Origin of the sequence: Vreelandella malpeensis, from assembly GCF_020622355.1 — a bacterium.
In the GTDB taxonomy this organism is placed as follows: domain Bacteria; phylum Pseudomonadota; class Gammaproteobacteria; order Pseudomonadales; family Halomonadaceae; genus Vreelandella; species Vreelandella malpeensis.
In genome coordinates this window covers 320752-339285 of the sequence record NZ_WHVL01000003.1, presented here as the reverse complement: position 1 = coordinate 339285, position 18534 = coordinate 320752, and the positions used below count along the sequence as shown (strand labels likewise).

14 protein-coding genes are annotated in these 18534 nt (G+C 66.0%); 4 read left to right on the top strand and 10 right to left on the bottom strand.

Annotated features, from left to right (window positions below; genetic code table 11):
• Positions 1-39: 39 nt before the first annotated feature.
• Genes GEV37_RS09820 through glyA form a run of 5 tightly spaced genes read right to left on the bottom strand, consistent with a single transcriptional unit; the run spans position 40 to position 6741 of the window.
• The gene (locus tag GEV37_RS09820; protein ID WP_227390056.1) at positions 40-675 is read right to left on the bottom strand and encodes a sarcosine oxidase subunit gamma; all 636 of its coding nucleotides are present in this window, start codon (positions 673-675) and stop codon (positions 40-42) included.
• Positions 668-3721, bottom strand: a complete 3054-nt coding sequence (locus GEV37_RS09815) for a sarcosine oxidase subunit alpha family protein (RefSeq protein WP_227390055.1) — start codon at positions 3719-3721, stop codon at positions 668-670. The genes GEV37_RS09820 and GEV37_RS09815 overlap by 8 nt, the downstream gene beginning before the upstream one ends.
• Positions 3718-4107, bottom strand: coding sequence for a sarcosine oxidase subunit delta (locus GEV37_RS09810; protein ID WP_227390054.1), 390 nt, complete (start codon positions 4105-4107; stop codon positions 3718-3720). Before GEV37_RS09810 ends, GEV37_RS09815 begins: the two co-directional genes overlap by 4 nt.
• Before the next feature lie 11 nt (positions 4108-4118).
• Entirely contained in the window at positions 4119-5369 is a 1251-nt protein-coding gene (locus GEV37_RS09805) for a sarcosine oxidase subunit beta family protein (protein ID WP_227390053.1), read from the bottom strand.
• 46 nt (positions 5370-5415) lie between these two features.
• Positions 5416-6741, bottom strand: a complete 1326-nt coding sequence (glyA, locus tag GEV37_RS09800) for a serine hydroxymethyltransferase (RefSeq protein ID WP_227390052.1) — start codon at positions 6739-6741, stop codon at positions 5416-5418.
• A gap of 377 nt (positions 6742-7118) precedes the next feature.
• Between glyA and fdhA the strand changes: the two genes are divergently transcribed.
• Positions 7119-8306, top strand: coding sequence for a formaldehyde dehydrogenase, glutathione-independent (fdhA, locus tag GEV37_RS09795; RefSeq protein WP_227390051.1), 1188 nt, complete (start codon positions 7119-7121; stop codon positions 8304-8306).
• A gap of 197 nt (positions 8307-8503) precedes the next feature.
• Here the strand turns inward: fdhA and GEV37_RS09790 are convergent, their stop codons facing one another.
• Positions 8504-9610, bottom strand: coding sequence for an FAD-binding oxidoreductase (locus tag GEV37_RS09790; RefSeq protein ID WP_227390050.1), 1107 nt, complete (start codon positions 9608-9610; stop codon positions 8504-8506).
• 365 nt (positions 9611-9975) lie between these two features.
• Here GEV37_RS09790 and GEV37_RS09785 point away from each other — a divergent pair, with 365 nt between their 5' ends.
• A complete protein-coding gene (locus GEV37_RS09785; RefSeq protein WP_227390049.1) occupies positions 9976-11268 on the top strand; it encodes an aromatic ring-hydroxylating oxygenase subunit alpha in 1293 nt (430 codons plus the stop codon).
• 55 nt (positions 11269-11323) lie between these two features.
• Here the strand turns inward: GEV37_RS09785 and GEV37_RS09780 are convergent, their stop codons facing one another.
• On the bottom strand, positions 11324-11563 hold the full coding sequence (locus GEV37_RS09780) for a hypothetical protein (protein ID WP_227390048.1): 240 nt from the start codon (positions 11561-11563) through the stop codon (positions 11324-11326).
• A gap of 195 nt (positions 11564-11758) precedes the next feature.
• Between GEV37_RS09780 and GEV37_RS09775 the strand changes: the two genes are divergently transcribed.
• Both GEV37_RS09775 and GEV37_RS09770 read left to right on the top strand, forming a co-directional pair.
• Positions 11759-13336 carry a BCCT family transporter gene (locus GEV37_RS09775; RefSeq protein WP_227390047.1) on the top strand — a complete coding sequence of 526 codons (1578 nt, stop codon included), beginning with the start codon at positions 11759-11761 and terminating at the stop codon, positions 13334-13336.
• Positions 13337-13456: 120 nt separating this feature from the next.
• The gene (locus GEV37_RS09770) at positions 13457-14341 is read left to right on the top strand and encodes a DMT family transporter (RefSeq protein WP_227390046.1); all 885 of its coding nucleotides are present in this window, start codon (positions 13457-13459) and stop codon (positions 14339-14341) included.
• Positions 14342-14399: 58 nt separating this feature from the next.
• On the opposite strand, the gene etfB is transcribed toward GEV37_RS09770, so the two are convergent.
• The 3 genes from etfB to GEV37_RS09755 are packed head-to-tail and all read right to left on the bottom strand — an operon-like array spanning position 14400 to position 18488.
• Positions 14400-15209: an electron transfer flavoprotein subunit beta gene (etfB, locus tag GEV37_RS09765; protein WP_227390045.1), complete on the bottom strand. Its 810-nt coding sequence runs from the start codon at positions 15207-15209 to the stop codon at positions 14400-14402.
• Positions 15199-16479 (bottom strand): electron transfer flavoprotein subunit alpha, encoded by a 1281-nt coding sequence (gene etfA / locus GEV37_RS09760; protein WP_227390044.1) that lies wholly within the window; start codon positions 16477-16479, stop codon positions 15199-15201. The genes etfB and etfA overlap by 11 nt, the downstream gene beginning before the upstream one ends.
• The gene (locus tag GEV37_RS09755; RefSeq protein WP_227390043.1) at positions 16476-18488 is read right to left on the bottom strand and encodes a (Fe-S)-binding protein; all 2013 of its coding nucleotides are present in this window, start codon (positions 18486-18488) and stop codon (positions 16476-16478) included. Before GEV37_RS09755 ends, etfA begins: the two co-directional genes overlap by 4 nt.
• Positions 18489-18534: the final 46 nt, after the last annotated feature.

The following is an 18534-nucleotide window of genomic DNA, read 5'->3' as shown; positions in this document are numbered from 1 at the left end:
CGCGGTCAGGACGGTCGGGGAAGTCCGGCCGCCCTGCTTTTATTGTGTATCGATACCGTATTCTTTCGATGCATCGAGCAGCCAGCGGTAGCAGTAGTCGGCAAAGCTGCGCCGCACCACCAGCTCCCACTCGGTCTCGCTTGCGCGGCGCAGCACCACGGTCGCCTTGGCGAACACGGTGGTCACGCCCTTGCCGACCGGAAACGCCTGGGGATGCACGTCGAAGGCGACCGTCTTCATCAGCACCTCGCGCGCGTTTTCGCCGGCAAGCGTCAGCACGGTCTGGCCGCCGCTGACGTTGACGATGCTGACGTGCGCATCGCCCAGCGCCTCGCGAAGGCGTCGCTCAAGATCGCACTCCTCGCCGCCGGGCACGATCACGAGCCACTCGTCCGGCGAGATCCACTGAATCGAGCGCTCGCCGGCCTCGTCACGGGTGACGGTGTTGGGCTTGGCCGGCAGGCTCATGCCCAGTACCTGGCGCACCGCTTCATCCATCACGATGGCGCCGCCGCGCAGCACCACGTGACCCAGCAGCGCTTTCTCGCGCAGCACTACGCCGGCATTGGCGCTGGGGGTGCTCTTTTGCTGCTGGTAGCTCCAGTGAAGCGGCGACTCGACCGCCGGATTACCGGCGGGCACGGTGTTGAACTGCTTGGCGCTCACGTTAGACATTCTGGCGCTCTCCTTTCGGATCGATGAAGACGGGACTGACGATCTCGGCCTCGTGCACCGTGCCGTCGGCCATCGGCAGGTAGACGGTCTGACCCATGCGATCGCGGCCTTCGACCACCACCGCGAGGGCGAAGCCGTGGCCAAGCGACGGGCTGTAGTAGCTCGAGGTCACGTGGCCCTTCATGTCCATCGGGATGCTCTGCTCCTTGTCGAAGACGATCTGCGCGCCCTCTTCCAGCACGACGCTCGGGTCCTTCGGCTTGAGGCCAACGAACTGCTTGCGATCGCCACGCAGGGTGTCGGGGCGGCTCAGCGCGCGCTTGCCGATCCACGGGAAGGGCTTGTCGTAGCCGATCGCCCACTGCATGCCCAGATCTTCCGGGGTGACCGAACCGTCGGTGTCCTGACCGACGATGATCAGACCCTTCTCGGCGCGCAGCACGTGCATGGTTTCGGTGCCGTAGGGCGTGAGATCGTACTTCTCGCCGTGCTCGAAGAGCTTTTTCCAGACGTGCAGCGCGTAGTTGGCCTGCACGTTGATCTCGAAGGCAAGCTCCCCGGTGAACGAGATGCGGAAGATGCGCGCCGGCACGTCAGCCACGGTGGCGTCGCGCCAGTCCATGAACTTGAACGACTCTTTATCCAGATCCAGGTCGGTCAGCTCGGACAACAGCTTGCGCGCGTCCGGGCCGGTCACGGTCATGGTCGCCCAGTGATCGGTCACGGAGTTGAAGTAGACCTGAAGCTCCGGCCACTCGGTCTGGTGCCAAAGCTCCAGCCATTCCAGCACGCCCGCCGCACCGCCGGTGGTGGTGGTCATCAAGAAGTGGTTGTCGGCGAGGCAACTGGTCGTGCCGTCGTCCATCAGCATGCCGTCGTCCTTGCACATCAGCCCATAACGCACGCGGCCCGGGGCGAGCTGGGCCCACTTGTTGGTGTAGACGCGGCCCAGAAACTCCCGCGCATCCGGCCCCTGAATGTCGATCTTGCCCAGCGTCGAGGCGTCCAGAATGCCGACCTTCTCGCGCACTGCCAGACACTCGCGGGCGACGGCTTCATGCATCGTCTCCATACGCTCTTGACCATTGTCGCGGCGCTTTTTTGGAAAGTACCAGGGGCGCTTCCACTGACCCACGTCCTCGAACTCGGCGCCGTTTTCCATGTGCCACTGGTGAAGCGCGGTGTAGCGTTTCGGGTCGAACAGCTCGCCGCAGTGGCGGCCAACGATGGCGCCAAAGGTGATCGGCGTGTAGTTGGGGCGGAACACCGTGGTGCCGACGTCCGGAATCGAGCGGTCGAGGCAGCGCGCGGCGATGGCCATGCCGTTGATGTTGCCAAGCTTGCCCTGGTCGGTACCGAAACCGAGCGCGGTGTAGCGCTTGACATGCTCGATGGACTCGAAGCCCTCGCGAGTGGCGAGTTCGATACCGGCGGCGGTCACGTCGTTTTGCAAATCGACGAACTGCTTCGGTGCGCGCAGCGCGGTTTTTTCGTGCGGTACCTGGTAAAGCGCGCAAGCCTTGCCGTCGCGGCGAGCGCGGGTGGCGGGCAGGGTGATCGCCTGGGCGTTCTCGAAACCCGTGGCCTTGGCGGCCTGGCGGCCGGCGCGTTCGCCGTCGGCCAGCGTCTCATCAAGCCCGAAATGACCGGCCACACCGCCGGCCGAGATCATGCCTTTCACCTCGCCGGGCAGAAAGCACAGCAGCTCCTCGTTCCACTGCGGCCGCGTGCCGGTGTGCGAAGAAAGATGCACCACCGGGCTGTAGCCGCCGGAGCTTGCGATGGTGTCGCACTCGAGCTCCTCGGTCTTGCCGGTGACCACGAAGCGCTCGAGGTCGATCGCGCAGACCCGGGCACCGGTGACGCGCTGGCCGCCGCGCGCTTCGACCACGGCGCTACCCGTGATCACGCGAATGCCGCTGTCGCGGGCCTGACGCACCAGGTCACCGTCCGGGTTGGCGCGCGCATCGACGATGGCGATCACTTCACGGCCGGCCTCTTTCCAGTCAAGCGCAGCGCGGTAGGCATGGTCGTTGCTGGGGGAGAGCACCAGCTTCTTGCCCGGCACCACCGCGTAGCGGCGGATATAGGTCGAGACCGCCCCGGCGAGCATGTTGCCCGGAAGGTCGTTGTTGGCGTAGACCAGCGGGCGCTCGTGGGTGCCGCTGGCGAGAATCACGGTGCCTGCGCGCACGCGGTGCAGCCGCGCCCGCGCCTGACCGGCAAAGCCGGCCTCACTGGCGGTATCGGCCAGGTGCTCGGTGCGGCGTTCGTGCAGGGTGACGAAGTTGTGATCGTGGTAGCCGTTGGCGGTGGTGCGCGGCAGAAGCGTCACGTTTTCAAGGCTTGCAAGCTCCTTGACGCTCGCCTCGACCCAGCGCGCCGCCAAGACGCCGTCCAGCGTCTCGCGGCTGTCGAGCAGCGACCCGCCCATCTCTTCCTGTTCGTCGCAGAGGATCACGCGGGCGCCGGCGCGGGCCGCCGACAGCGCGGCAGCCAGGCCCGCCGGACCCGCGCCCACGACCATCACATCGCAGTGGTGGTGCATGTGGTCGTAGATGTCCGGGTCGGACTCGTGGGGGGCGCGGCCAAGACCCGCGCCCTTGCGGATGTATTTCTCATACGTCATCCACATCGAGGCCGGGGCCATGAAGGTCTTGTAGTAGAAGCCTGGCGGCATGAAGCCGCCACCCAGCCGGCCGACCCAGCTCATCACGTCGCGCTGAACGTTCGGCCAGCCGTTGGTGCTGCGCGCGACCAGGCCCTTGTAGAGCGCCTGCTGGGTGGCGCGCACGTTGGGCACCTGGGTCTCTTCCCGGGCGCCGAGCTGGACCACCGCGTTGGGTTCCTCGGCGCCGGCGGCGACGATGCCGCGGGCGCGCGAGTACTTGAAGCTGCGGTTGACGATGTCCACGCCGTTGGCAAGCAGAGCCGAGGCCAGGGTATCGCCCTTGAAGCCCTGGTAGCGCTGACCGTTGAAGGTGAATTCGAGCGTCTGAGAGCGATCGACATGTCCGCCGGCATTGATACGATGGGTCTGCGTCATGACGAGGTCTCCTCGTTCAAGGCTCTGGAGTCCGGCTGGGCACCGATGGTCTGCCAGCCGCCGTCGGCGGTTTGTACGCCCTGTTCCTTGCGAAGCTTCTCCGTTTCGGCGGTGATGCTCGGCTGCTCGCCCATCCGGTAGGTTTCGAGGATTTCGTAGGTCACCGTGTTGCGGGTGATGTTGAAGAACTTGCGACAACCCACGGAGTGGACCCACAGCTCGTGGTGGATACCGCGCGGGTTCTGGCGAAAGAACAGGTAGTCGCCCCACTCCTCGTCGGTGGCGTTGTCCGGATCGGTCGGGCGCATCAGGTGAGCCTCGCCGCGCGGATGGAACTCCTCTTCCTCGCGGTGCTCCTGGCAGTAGGGGCAGTGGATATAGAACATGTCAGCTCTCCTCAGTGCGCAACGCCGGCGGCGCCGTGTTCGTCGATCAGCGCACCGGTGTGGAAACGGTCGATGGAGAACGGCGCGGCGATCGGGTGCATCTCGCCCTTGGCCAGACTCGCCGCGAACACGTGGCCGGAGCCCGGGGTGGCCTTGAAGCCGCCGGTGCCCCAGCCGCAGTTGAAGTAAAGGCCCTTGACCTTCGTTTTCGAGAGGATCGGGCAGGCGTCCGGGCAGGTATCGACGATGCCGCCCCACTGGCGGTTCATGCGCACCCGCGAGAACATCGGGAACATCTCGACGATCGCCTGCAGCGTGTGCTCGATGGTCGGGTAGCTGCCGCGCTGGCCGTAGCCCAGATAACCGTCGATGCCCGCGCCGATGACCAGGTCACCCTTGTCGGACTGGCTGATGTAGCCGTGCACGTGGTTGGACATGGTGACGGTGTTGAGTACCGGCTTGAGCGGCTCGGAGACGAGCGCCTGCAGGGGGTGGGACTCGAGCGGAAGCCGGATACCCGCCATCTTCGCCAGCACCCCGGAGTTGCCTGCCGCCACGCAACCCACCGTATTGGCTTCGATGTCACCACGGTTGGTGTGAACGCCAAGCACCTTGCCGTCGCGAATCTTGAAGCCGGTGACCTCGGTGTTCTGCAGAAGGTCGACGCCGAGGGCGTCAGCGCCGCGGGCAAAGCCCCAGGCCACCGCGTCGTGGCGGGCCACACCGGCGCTCTTCTGCCAGGAAGCGCCCATGATCGGATAGCGCGCGCGGCTGGAGATATCCAGCGCCGGCTCGATCGCCTTGATCTGCTGCGGCGTGACCACTTCGCTGTCGATGCCGTTCAGGCGGTTGGCGTGAACGCGGCGCTGGATGTCGCGCATGTCCTGCAGCGTGTGGCCCAGATTCAATACGCCGCGCTGGGAGAACATGACGTTGTAGTTCAGATCCTGTGAGAGCCCCTTCCACAGGTCCAGCGAGTGGTTGTAAAGGCGAGCAGCCTCGTCCCACAGGTAGTTGGAGCGCACGATGGTGGTGTTGCGCGCCGTGTTGCCGCCGCCGAGCCAGCCCTTCTCGACCACGGCGACGTTCTTGACGCCAAACTCCTTGGCCAGATAGTAGGCGGTGGCGAGCCCGTGGCCGCCGCCGCCGACGATGATGACGTCGTAGCGCTTCTTGGGCGTGGGATTGCGCCACTGGCGCTCCCAGTTCTCGTGATGCCCGAGCGCGTGTTTGACCAGTCCGAAGCCGGAATAACGTTGCATGAAATCTCTCCTGAATCGGCGCCGCAAAGCCCGCAGGCGGCGCTGGTTACGCGACGGTGGCGTTTTCGACTGGCGTGGCCTGGGTGTGGGCCTGACCGTAAACCGGGTAGTGCGCACACAGATCAGCGACGTGGTCGCGCACCCGGTTTTCGATCTCGGTGGTGTCCTGCTTATCGGCCAGCACGTCGAGAATGTCGCAGATCCAGCCGGCGAGCTGCTCGCAGTCCGCCTCGACCAGCCCGCGCGTGGTTACCGCCGGGGTGCCGATGCGAAGGCCAGAGGTGACGAACGGGCTCTGCGGGTCGTTGGGCACGCTGTTCTTGTTGACCGTGATGTGAGCGCGGCCAAGGGCGGCATCCGCATCCTTGCCGGTCACGCCTTGCTTGATCAGGGAGAGCAGGAACAAATGGTCGTCGGTGCCGCCGGAGACAACGTCGAAGCCTCGCTCGACGAACACGCTTGCCATGGCGCGCGCGTTCGCGATCACCTGGCGCTGGTAGTTGACGAAGTCCTGGTTCATCGCTTCCTTGAAGGCCACGGCCTTGGCGGCGATGACGTGCATCAAGGGGCCACCCTGCTGGCCCGGGAACACCGCGCCGTTGAGCTTCTTGTAGAGCGTCTCGTCGCCATCGGCGGAAAGGATCAGGCCGCCTCTAGGTCCGCGCAGGGTCTTGTGGGTAGTGGTGGTGACCACGTGGGCGTAGGGCAGCGGGCTCGGGTAGAGGCCGGCGGCGACCAGCCCCGCGACGTGGGCCATATCGACCATGAAGTAGGCGCCCACTTCGTCGGCGATGGTACGAAAGCGCCGCCAGTCGACCACCCGCGAGTAGGCGGAGAAGCCGGCGATGATTATCTTCGGCTTGTGCTCGCGGGCCAGCCGCTCGACTTCCTCGTAGTCGATCTCGCCGGTGTCCTCCACCAGGCCGTACTGAACGGCGTTGTAGTGCTTGCCGGAGAAGTTCGGCGCCGCACCATGGGTCAGGTGGCCGCCGTGGGCCAGGCTCATGCCGAGAATGGTATCGCCGGGGCGGACCAGCGCCATGAACACCGCCGCGTTGGCCTGGGCGCCGGAGTGCGGCTGCACGTTGGCGTAGTTGGCGCCGAACAGGCTGCAGGCGCGCTCGATGGCGAGTGCCTCGACCTTGTCGACGAATTCGCAGCCGCCATAGTAGCGCTTGCCCGGGTAGCCTTCGGCGTACTTGTTGGTCAGTTGCGACCCCTGGGCTTCCATCACCAGTTGACTGGTGTAGTTCTCCGAGGCGATCAGCTCGATGTGGGCTTCCTGGCGCGTGGTTTCCTCGGCGATGGCCGAGGCGAGCGCCGTGTCGTAGTCGGCCAGGCGGGCGTTGGATGAAAAATTGTTGTGAGCCATCTGCTTCTCCAGGCTAGTCGCGTTGTTGGATGTCTTCGAGCGCCGGTCGCACTACGGAATGGACGCTATCTTGTCGCGATAGTATCGCCGTGCCTGCCCCCCAAGATGCTTGCTGGCGTCATCGCTCGGCGTATTTGCGACATCCGATGGCGATTCGTCTCGCTCCGTCAAACAGGTCGCTCCTTTACTGTTGGGTGTCGCCCATGGGCAATTTCATGCGCGCGTTATCGACCATGCTGGGCAGCGGGTCTATGCCTGTCCGGCGACATCGCTTGCCGGGCAGCGCCTCTATCGAGCGCCCGCTCGCGCCAGTTCATTCAAGAATAACGACGCGGCGCGACCCGCCGGGTCACGCCGCCAGCCAGAGAGGATGTCGCATGTCAAACAATCGTGGTGTCGTATACATCGGTGACGGCAAGGTCGAGGTTCAGGACATCGCCTACCCGAAAATGGAAACGCCCAATGGCAAGCCCATCGATCACGGCGTGATCCTGAAGGTGGTCTCCACCAACATCTGCGGCTCCGACCAGCACATGGTGCGCGGTCGCACCACGGCGCCCACCGGCATGGTGCTGGGACACGAGATCACCGGCGAGGTGATCGAGAAGGGCAAGGGCGTCGAGTTCCTGCAGATCGGTGACATCGTCTCGGTGCCGTTCAACGTCGCCTGCGGGCGCTGCCGTACCTGCAAGGAGGGCCACACCGGCCTTTGCCTGCACGTCAACGACGACCGCGCCGGCGGCGCCTACGGCTACGTCGACATGGGCGGCTGGGTCGGCGGTCAGGCGCACTACGTCATGGTGCCTTACGCCGACTTCAACCTGCTGAAGTTCCCGGACCGCGACCAGGCGATGAGCCAGATTCGCGATCTGACCATGCTGAGCGACATCCTGCCCACGGGCTTTCACGGCGCGCTGAAAGCCGGCGTCGGCGCGGGCTCCACGGTCTACGTCGCCGGTGCCGGCCCGGTGGGCCTGGCGGCGGCGGCCTCGGCACGCCTGCTCGGCGCGGCGGTCGTGATGATCGGCGACTTCAACCAGGCGCGCCTCGAGCACGCCCGCAAGATGGGGTTCGTGCCAATCGATCTCTCCCAGCATGACCGCCTGGGCGAGATGATCGCCGCCGTGGTGGGCGAGCCGAGCGTGGACAGCGCCATCGACGCGGTGGGCTTCGAGGCGATCGGTCACGGCGGCAAGGAGCAGCCGGCGGTGGTGCTCAACCAGATGATGGACATCACCCGCGAAGGTGGCTCGATCGGCATTCCCGGCCTTTACGTCACCGAGGACCCGGGGGCGGCGGAAAAAGCGGCGCAGACCGGCAGTCTCAGCCTGCGCTTTGGCAAGGGCTGGGCGAAGGGGCTCTCCTTTCACACCGGCCAGACCCCGGTGGTGCAGTACAACCGCCAGCTGATGCAGGCGATCCTGCACGGGCGGCTGAACATCGCCGAGATCGTCAACGCCCAGGTGATCTCGCTCGAGGACGCCCCGACAGGGTACGAGCAGTTCGATCAGGGCGTGGCGAGCAAGTTCGTCCTCGATCCGCACGGGCTGCTCGGCGCCGCCTGATGCGCCCGCCCGCGTGAACACGCGATGCCAACGACGCCCAGGGCTTTCGCCCCGGGCGTTTTTTCGCTGCGTTGACGCGTTTTCGGACAGCGTCCGGGTTTGAAAGAGTCCGGGGTTGAAAGAGGGGCCGGAAATGCGACACGAAAAAGCGGATACCGCGTGGCGGTATCCGCTCGAAAGGCCGGTCCGGTCAATGTCTAGAAATCGACCACCAGGCTACTCTTGGGCCGGCTGCAGCAGGTCAGGATGTAGCCCTCTTCGATATCCTCGTCGGTGATGCCGCCGTTGTGCTCCATTTCCACTTCGCCGGATTTCAGCGCCACCCGGCAGGTGCCGCAGATGCCCATGCCGCAGGCCTTGGGAATGTGCAGACCGAGTTTGGCGGCCGCGGCGTGCACGGTTTCGCCAGCCTGGATGCGCACGCTCTTGTTCGACTGGGCGAACTCGATGTTGAGCAGCTCTTCGGGCTCGGCGAGCTCCGCCTCCACTTCGGCCTGCTCGGCCAGCTCCAGCACGTCCTCACGCACCTCCACCGGCGTCGCCCCGAACAGCTCTTCATGGTAGTGATCCATGTTGAAGCCGTTGGCCTTGAGGATCGCCTTGATGGCGTTCATGTAGGGCACCGGGCCACAGCAGAAGATTTCCCGCTCGAGGAAGTCCGGGGCCATCATCTCGAGCATGGGCTGGGTCAGAAAGCCGCGATAGCCTGCCCAGGCCTCGCCGATGTCGTCCTTCTTCTCGCAGACGATGTGCAGCTTGAACTCGGGGATGCGCGAGAACATGTGCACGAGTTCGCGGTGGTAGATGACGTCGCGCGGCGCCCGGGCGCTGTGGATGAACTCGACGTCGACGCTTGCATTGGTGTCGAAGAACCAGCGCGTCATCGACATCAAGGGCGTGATGCCCACGCCCCCGGAGAGAAACAGCACCTTCTCGGCGGGAAAGTCGATGGAGTTGAAGTTGCCCACCGGGCCGTGAACCACCAGCTCGTCACCCACCTTCAGGTTGGCGTGCAGCCAGTTGGAGACCTGGCCGCCGGGGACCTGCTTGACCGTGATCGAGAAGCTGTATGGGATCGAGGGCGAGCTCGAGATGGTGTAGGAGCGCATCATTGGCTGGCCGTCTATCTCGAGCTCCAGGGTCACGAACTGGCCCGGCTTGAAGAAGAACATCACCGGCTGCTCCGCCATGAAGCAGAAAGTGCGAACGTCCCAGGTCTCCTGGATCACCTTGACGCAACGCACGTGGTGGCGGCCGTTGGTCCAGGTCTGGGTCGTGACGGGGTTGAAGAAGTTCGTGGTCATCGTTGTCTCTTTTATGGCCGTGCTCGCGTTGCCCTCACCGGTCCGCCGCTTGCCTGGTCGGTCCAGCACCGTTACCTGCATTCTGGGTACGCGCTATGGCGGCGACTTACCTGTCAGCGACACGCGCTTGTCTTGCGCCACCTCCTGCGGCGCGCAAATCCCTTCTTGCGTCGTCGATGCGTTATCCGGTGTCGCCGGTAGACAATTGAGGGCGCCCCCCCTGGACCACAATCCATCCACTACAAGCACGCGCTGCGCGCCTGCCAGTCGCCAGGTCATGCAAATCGATGACAAGACAATCTCGTTTGGTCACTGACTGTGTCGCCGTCTCGTCTCGGGAGGGCGGGTTTAAAAGGATATCTGGTATGAACAAGACGTCGGACTACCCCTGCAACGATCCCCTGGCCGCCATGCGTGAAGAGACGCTTCAGATGCTCCAGTCCCGGGCGCGCACCTACTCCCTGCCGCAGCCGTTCTACAACGATGCGCGGCTGTTCGCGCTGGACATGGAAGAGATCTTCGAGAAGGAGTGGCTGTTCGCCGGCATGAGCTGCGAGATCCCGGCCAAGGGCAACTTCATGACCCTGGAGATCGGTGACAACCCGGTGGTGATCGTGCGCGGTGGCGAAGGCCAGATCCACGCCTTCCACAACGTCTGCCGCCACCGCGGGTCACGGCTCTGCACCACCGGCAAGGGCAAGGTCGCCAAGCTCGTCTGCCCCTACCACCAGTGGACCTACGAGCTCGACGGACGGCTCTTGTTCGCCGGCAGCGACATGGGCACCGACTTCGATCTCAACCAGTTCGGCCTGAAGCCGGTGCACGTGCGCACCGCCGGCGGCTTCATGTTCATCAACCTCGCCGACAACCCGCCGGCCATCGACGACTTTCTGGTCACGCTCGAGCACTACCTCGAGCCCTACCAGATGGACAACGTCAAGGTCGCGGTGGAGTCGAGCATCGTCGAGCAGGCGAACTGGAAGCTGGTGATCGAGAACAACCGCGAGTGCTATCACTGCAACGGCTCGCATCCGGAGCTTCTGAACTCGCTGATGGAGTTCGACGACACCGAGGATCCGCGCGCTACCGACAAGTACAAGGACCTGGTCGCGCGCAAGCAGTCGGATTGGAACGGCGAGCAGGTGCCGTGGCAGCTCAAGCGCTTCGGCAAGCGCAACCGCGTGACCCGCACGCCGCTGCTCGATGGCGTGGTCTCCATGACCATGGACGGCAAGCCCGCCTGCAACAAGCTGATGGGCCGGCTGACCAGCCCGGACATGGGGTCGCTGCGCATTCTTCACCTGCCCAACTCCTGGAACCACTTCATGGGCGATCACGCCATCGTGTTCCGGGTGCTGCCGCTGGGCCCGCAGCAGACCGTGGTGACCACCAAGTGGCTGGTGCACAAGGATGCGGTGGAAGGTGTGGATTACGACACCGAGAACATGCGCCTGGTGTGGGACGCCACCAACGACCAGGACCGTCGCCTGGCCGAGGAGAACCAGCGCGGCATCAACTCCAAGGCCTACCAGCCGGGGCCGTACTCCAAAACCTACGAGTTCGGCGTGATCGACTTCATCGACTGGTACGCCGAGCGCATGCTGCAAAACCTCGAAGGCGAGGGCGTGTCGCTCTCCCTGGCCTCCTCCCAGGGGTAGTTCGCCGCTCCCGGGCCGCCGCCCCGTCGATTCGCTCGCCGGGGCGGCGGCATTTTCAGGCTGGAATCACGCCGCCCAGATGCCGGGCGATCGCCTGGCGAACCTCGGGCAGCACCACATCCTGGCGGTCGAGCTCGCGAAGGTACGCTTCGAGCCCTTCGACCGGGCGCGCGCGGTGGGCTTCCAAGGCGCGGCAAGCGCACTCGTCCGGCGTTGCCCCCTCCGCGATCTCGATACCCAGCCCGCGCAGCCCGGCGCGAAAATCGTCTCCATCGACCAGTTCGACGATCATCATGACGGCATCCTCTCTCGTGTGGATCCAGAAGCGCTCAGTGTATCCATAACCGCGTGACGATACGCCCATCGACGCGGCGATAGCTATGCGGGTGTCGGTTTCAAGCAACTGCCGCGACACGACTCGCCTAAGAATTTCAGAGGCCGTGTCCGTTCTTTCGGCACGTCGCGTCTAAAAAAACAACGAGGACAACCTATGGACCACGAGGATCCTATCCTGACCCCGGGCCAGGATAACAAGCAGGTCATGGGGCTGGATTTTCATAACCCCGTTTTCCCCCTCTCTGCACTCGCTATCTTGCTGTTCATTCTCTACGCGCTGGTCTACCCGGACGCGGCCAACACCCAGCTGAACCTAGCCAAGAACTGGTCGATCGAGCACTTCGACTGGCTGTTCATGATCGCGGGCAACGTGTTCGTGGTCTTCTGTCTGGTGCTGATCTGCCTGCCGATGGGCCGGATCCGGCTGGGGGGCAGTGATGCCCGGCCCGAGTACTCGCGCACCTCCTGGTTCGCGATGCTGTTCGCGGCGGGCATGGGCATCGGGCTTATGTTCTGGAGCGTGGCGGAGCCGGTGGCCTACTACACCGACTGGTACGGCACGCCTCTGAATACGCCGGCCAACACGCCGGAGGGCGCGAGTGCCGCGATGGGCGCGACCATGTTCCACTGGGGGCTCCACCCCTGGGCGATCTACGCGGTGGTCGGGCTGTCGCTTTCGTTCTTCGCCTACAACCGGGGGCTGCCGCTGACGCTGCGCTCGGCGTTCTACCCGGTCCTTGGCGAGCGCACCCGCGGCTGGGCGGGGCACATCATCGATATCCTGGCGGTGTTGGCGACCATCTTCGGCCTTGCCACCTCGCTTGGCCTTGGCGCCACCCAGGCGGCCAGCGGCATGGCCTACCTGTTCGATACGCCCAATACCATCGGCACCCAGCTCGCCATCATCGTGGTGGTGACGGTGATCGCGCTGATCTCGGTCTGGCGCGGGCTCGACGGCGGGGTGAAGCTGTTTTCGAACATCAATATGGTGCTCGCCGCCATCCTCCTGATCTTCGTGATCGCCGCCGGGCCGTCGCTGCTGATTCTGGCCGGCATCGGCACCACGGCGATGGATTACGCCAGCCACCTGTTGCCGCTGTCGAACTGGATCGGCCGCGACGACGATACCTGGTACCACGGCTGGACCATCTTCTACTGGGCCTGGTGGATCTCCTGGTCACCCTTCGTCGGCATGTTCATCGCCCGGGTCTCCAGGGGGCGCACGGTGCGTGAATTCCTGGTCGCGGTCCTGCTGGTACCGACGCTGGTCACGCTGGTATGGATGAGCGCCTTCGGCGGTGCGGCGCTGTTCCAGACCGAAAACGGCATAGGCGAGCTCTCCAATGGTATTTCGGACGTCTCGCTTGCCATGTTCCACATGCTCGAGCAGCTGCCGCTGACCGGTATCACCTCCACGCTCGCCATCGTGCTGGTGCTGGTGTTCTTCATCACCTCATCCGACTCCGGCTCCTTGGTGATCGACAGCATCACCGCCGGCGGCAAGACCGACGCGCCGAAGGGCCAGCGAGTGTTCTGGGCCGCGCTCGAAGGCGTGATCGCGGGCGCTTTGCTCTACGGCGGCGGCAGTGCCGCGCTCGGCGCCCTGCAGGCCGGAGCGGTGGCCACGGGCTTGCCCTTCACCTTGGTGCTGCTATTGATGTGCGCAAGCCTCTTTCTGGGGCTGCAACGGGAGTGGCGCGAGCTCAGCGCGGTGCCTGGCCTGGCCCGATGAGCTGGGAATGATCGTGACAGCGCAGGGATGCTCTGGAAGGCGCCCCTTCGCGTTTGGCTGGTATGCTTGGTTACCCGCCCGCTGGCGGGTGTCTTGCGTTCATCGATCAGGAGTCAATACATGCAGCTCAGTACTTACCAACGCGGTCTGGTGATCGTGCTGCTCGGCGTGGTGTTTCTCAGCTTCGACGGGCTGTTGATCCGTCTGGCGGATACCGACGGCTGGACGATCGTCTTCTGGCGCGGTTTCCTGATGTTCTGTGTGCTGGGGGCGGTCGCCGCCAGCCGCCGGCGGTTGAGGCTGGTACGCCTGCATCCCGTGGCCTCGCTGGGCTCGGCGATGATGCTGGGGCTGACGTCGGCACTGTTCGTGCTGGCGGTGATGAAGGCAAGCGTGGCCAACGTGGTGGTCATCCTGAGCACCGCCCCCATGTTCGCAGCGCTTTTGTCGCGGCTGTTTCTCGGCGAGCAGGTTGCGCTTCGCACGCTCGTGGCCATCGTGCTCTGCACGTTCGGCATGAGTCTGGTCTTTCTGGGCAAGGGGGCACTCGGCATGCTGGAGGGCAACCTCTACGCGCTCGCCGCCGCCGCCGCCATCGGCGCCAATCTGACCCTGCTGCGCCGCTATCCCCGCATCGATCGCGTCAGCGTGATCGCTGGCGGCGGGCTGCTGTCGGCGGCCATCGCGCTGCCTTTGGCCGCCCCCCTGGCGCTGGATGCGCCGCGCTTCGCGACCCTGGCGCTGATGGGGCTCGTGCAGATGCCTCTGGCCACCGTGTTGATCAACACCGCGACCCGCTACCTGCCCTCCACCGAGGTGGCGCTTTTCTATCTCGTGGAGACGGCGCTGGGCACGCTCTGGGTGTGGTGGCTTCTGGGTGAGCAGCCGGGCGTCTCGACGCTCGTCGGCGGCGCGATCGTGATCGCGGTGCTGGTGCTGCACGCCTGGCGCGGGCTGCATCTGGAGCGCCAGCGTTTGCGGCTCTACCCCGGTATCGTGCGTTAGACCGCTCAACGCAACGACCCGCCACATGGGCGGGTCGGGCTGTTGGCCAGCAGGTGCCCTAGCGCAGCACGCCTTCCTCCTTGAGCAGCTTGAAGATCGCCTCGGCGCCCTGTTCGGGGGTGACGTCAGCAAGCGTCTGCCCGCCGCCGCCTTCCGCCTTGGCGGCGGCGGCCTTGAAGCGATCCCGCGCCGAGGACGCCTTGACGATCTTGAGGCGTTTGGGACGCTTGCGCGCCTCCTGGAACTGCCAGCCGCTCAAGGGTTCGTCCACCTCGCTCGGCCGCGTCTGGTGCTCGAACTTGCCGCGCCGGGCCGGGCCGAAGGCGCTCTGGCGGGCGGGCGGGGCGCTGGCATCCACCGTGGCCAGCGCCGGCAGGCGAACGCGCAGGCGTCGACGCTTGCCGCGCGGCAGCGCCTGGAGCATCACCGCCGTGCCGTTCTCCACCTTTTCCACCGCCGCCAGGCTGGTGACGATCGGCCAGCCCAGCGCCTCGGCGAGCAGAAACGGCAGCGCGCCGGACGCCTCGCCGGCCTCGGCGCGGCTGCCGGTCAGAATCAATTGAGGCGCGCGGTGGCGAACCTCCTCCTCCAGCACCGAGATCACGTCGGCGTCGGCGCTCTGCTCGAGCAGGTCGAGTGTGTCGAGCCCCATGCCCAGGTAGCCGCGCAGCGCCTGCTGGCGCTCGGGATCGGCGGGGCCTGCGTGAAGCAGGCTGATCGCGGCGTTCTCGAGCGTCAGCGCCATCTCCACCGCCCGAGCATCCTGGTCGGCGCGGCGCGTGCCCGCGGTGAGTGGATGGCGGCCGACGGACACCAGAACGGCCACGTTCAGTCCGGCATTCGCCCGTGCGTTGGCATCATGCGGCATCGCGGTTCTCCTGCTGTTCAAGACGGTATTGCTCGACGCGCGCCACCAGGGCAGCGAGCACGGCGCTGGCATCGCCGATCACGGTCAGATCGGCCCGCTTGGCCATGTCGCAGCCCGGGTCGAGGTTGATGGCCACCACCTTCTCGCAGCTCTGGATACCCTGAAGGTGCTGGATGGCGCCGGAAATGCCCACTGCCACGTACACCTTGGCACAGACCCAGGTGCCGGTGGCGCCGACCTGGCGATCACGCGGCATGAAGCCGTCGTCCACCGCCACGCGCGAGGCGCCCTTGGTCGCGCCGAGCACCTCGGCGGCGTGATGATAGCCGTCCCAATCCTTGACGCCGTTGCCGGCGGAGAGGATGAACTCGGCCTCGGCAAGCGACACGCCGGCCGGGTCCACCGCTACCTCGCCCAGGTCCTCGATGCGCCCGAGCACGTCCAGGCTCGGCTGGGCAAGGGTAATGGCTTCGGCGGCGTGGCGTGTCTCGCTGACCGGATCGGCACACTCCGCCAGCGCCAGCACGACGCGCGGCAGAGCGCGCTGCACGTCCTGGCGGCCCGCTCCGGCCCGGGCGGTGGCGCGCCAGCCCGTCGCACTTTGGGCGTCGGCTTCCACCTGCCAGACCTGTGTCGCCGGGCGCTCGCCCAGGCGCGCCGCCAGGCGCCGGCCGAGCTCGCCGCCGCCGATGACCGAGTCGGGCAGCAGCCAGAAGCGCGGGTCGAGCTCGCGCTCCACGCTCTGCAGCACCGCCACCCTGCGCTCCGGCGTGTAGCCTGCGAGGCGCTCGTCCTCCAGGTGCAGGAGGCGGTCGATGCCGGCCTCACCGAAGGCGCTCTCCTTGTGCTCGCCGAACACCACCGCCAGCACCGCGCCCGGGCTTGCCGGGTCGGCGTCGGCGAGCTGGCGGGCCAGGCCCAGCAGATCACGGTCGTGGGCCGACAGGCGTCCGCCGGACATGTCCGGCACCACGGCCACGATGAAGGCCGGGGCGTCGATGGTGACGTTCTGGCGGGTATCCTTGGTCGCCGCGCTGTGCGCCGGGGCCTGAGCGGCCTGCTGGACGCCGCTTCTATCGATACGGCGTATGCCGCTCGGGCCGAGGAAGCCGACCGCGCGCGGGTCGCGGCGCATCACGCCGTTGGGGCCCATCCACTCGGTGGCTTTTGCACCGCCGCCGAGTTCGGCCATCACGCTCAGGTGCTGAGGGTGCAGGCGGTTACGGGCGACCCACTCCTTGCGGGGATCGCGGCGCAGAATGTCGCTCATGAGGTTTCCTCCAGCGCGAGGGCGGGGGCGGCCCGGGTCGAGTCGGCTTTCCCGACGGGGGCGTCGATGACCAGCGCGTCGGCGACCAGCTCGGCGATGTCCTTGATCTCGGCGCGCGGCTCCACCACGCCTTCGAGCATGGCGGTACACTGCGGGCAGCCCACGGCGACCAGGTCCGCGCCGGTGTCGCGCACGTCTTCCATGCGCATATCAGGAATCCGCTGCTTGCCGGGAATATCGGTGATCGGCGCGCCGCCGCCACCGCCGCAGCAGCGCGAGCGGTAGCCGGAGCGAGCCATTTCCTTGATCTCGATACCGAGTGCCTTCAACACGTCGCGCGGTGCCTCGTACTCGCCGTTGTAACGGCCCAGATAGCACGGGTCGTGGTAGGTGACGCTGCCGCCTTTCCACGCCTTGAAGCTGAGCTTGTTGGCGCTGACCAGTTCGCTGATGTAGGTACTGTGGTGCTGCACGTGATAGGTCGCCGGAGTCTCGCTGGTGCCCAGCTCGCCGTACTCGTTCTTGAGCACGTGGAAACTGTGCGGGTCGCAGGTCACGATGCGCGAGAAGCGGTATTGAGCAAGCGTCTTGATGTTGCGGCGGGCCAGCGTCTGAAAGGTGGCCTCGTCGCCCAGGCGCCGCGCCACGTCGCCGCTGTCGCGCTCCTCATTACCCAGCACGGCGAAGTCGACGCCTGCCGCGCGCATCACGCTGATGAAGGCGCGCAGGGTGCGCTGGTTGCGCATGTCGAACACGCCGTCGCCGAGCCACAAGAGCACGTCGGCCTCTTTCTTGTCCGCCATCAGCGGCAGGTTCAAATCCGCCGCCCAGTGCAGGCGCGAGCCGGGGTCGAAGCCGCCGGGGTTGTCGGTGGCGATCAGGTTGTCGAGCACCTCGGCGCCCTTGTTGGGGGTGTTGCCGTGCTCCAGGGTCAGAAAGCGGCGCATGTCGACGATGGCGTCGACATGCTCGATCATCATCGGGCACTCCTCGACGCAGGCGCGGCACGTGGTGCAGGACCAGAGCGTCTCGGCATCCACGAGTGAGGTGCCTTCGCGGGCGACGATCGGCCCGAAGGGTGAGCCCGCGTGCTCGCCCACCGGCTTGCCGGGGTAGGGCGAGCCGTAGTATCTGGCATCGCTGCCGCCGGCCATGCCGACGACCATGTCCTGAATCAGCTTTTTCGGGTTGAGCGGCTGGCCGGCGGCAAATGCCGGGCACATCGCCTCGCAGCGCCCGCACTGCACGCAGGCATCGAAGCCGAGCAGCTGGTTCCAGGTGAAGTCCGCAGGCGTCTCGACGCCGAGCTTGGCGTCGGGCTCATCGAGTCTGAGCGCTTTCAGACCGGTCGAGCGGTGCTCACCGCCGGTTTTATCCGAGAAGCGCTCCGGGCGGCGGTGCCAGGCCAGGTGCAGGGCACCGGCGAAGGCGTGCTTCATCGGCCCGCCCCAGGTCATGCCGAAGAACATCTCGCCCAGGCCCCAGACGATGATCGCCGCGAGCACGAGTGCCGCGATCCACCCCAGTCCTTGCTGGAAAACGCCCTCCGGCAGAATGCCGGCGGTGGGCAGCGTGACCACGAACATGCCGATCGAGAACGCCATCAGGCTTTTCGGCAGGCGCATCCACGGGCCCTTGGAGAGCCGCGAGGGCGGCGGGCGGCGGCGCTTGGCGACCAGCAGGCTGCCGATGAACATGCTGGTGGTCGCTGCCAGCAGCACCCAGCCGAGCATCGCGCTTTGCAGGCCAAAGCCGTGAACCACGATGGCAAGCAAAGCCGCCAGCACGAAGCCGCCGGCGGTGGCGACGTGGGTGTGGGAGATGTACTTGTCGCGTTCGACGACGTGGTGCAGGTCGACCAGATAGCGCCGGGGCACCCGCAAGAGCCCCTTGAGCACGGGCACGGACGAGGACCGGCCCTGGCGCCACAGGCGCACGCGGCGCACCGCGCCGAGGGCGGCGAGCGCGAGCGCGGTGAACAGCAGAACGGGTAGAAGCGTATCGAGCATGGCGTCTCTCCTCTCGGAGACACCGTAAGGACTTTGCCGCGGGCCA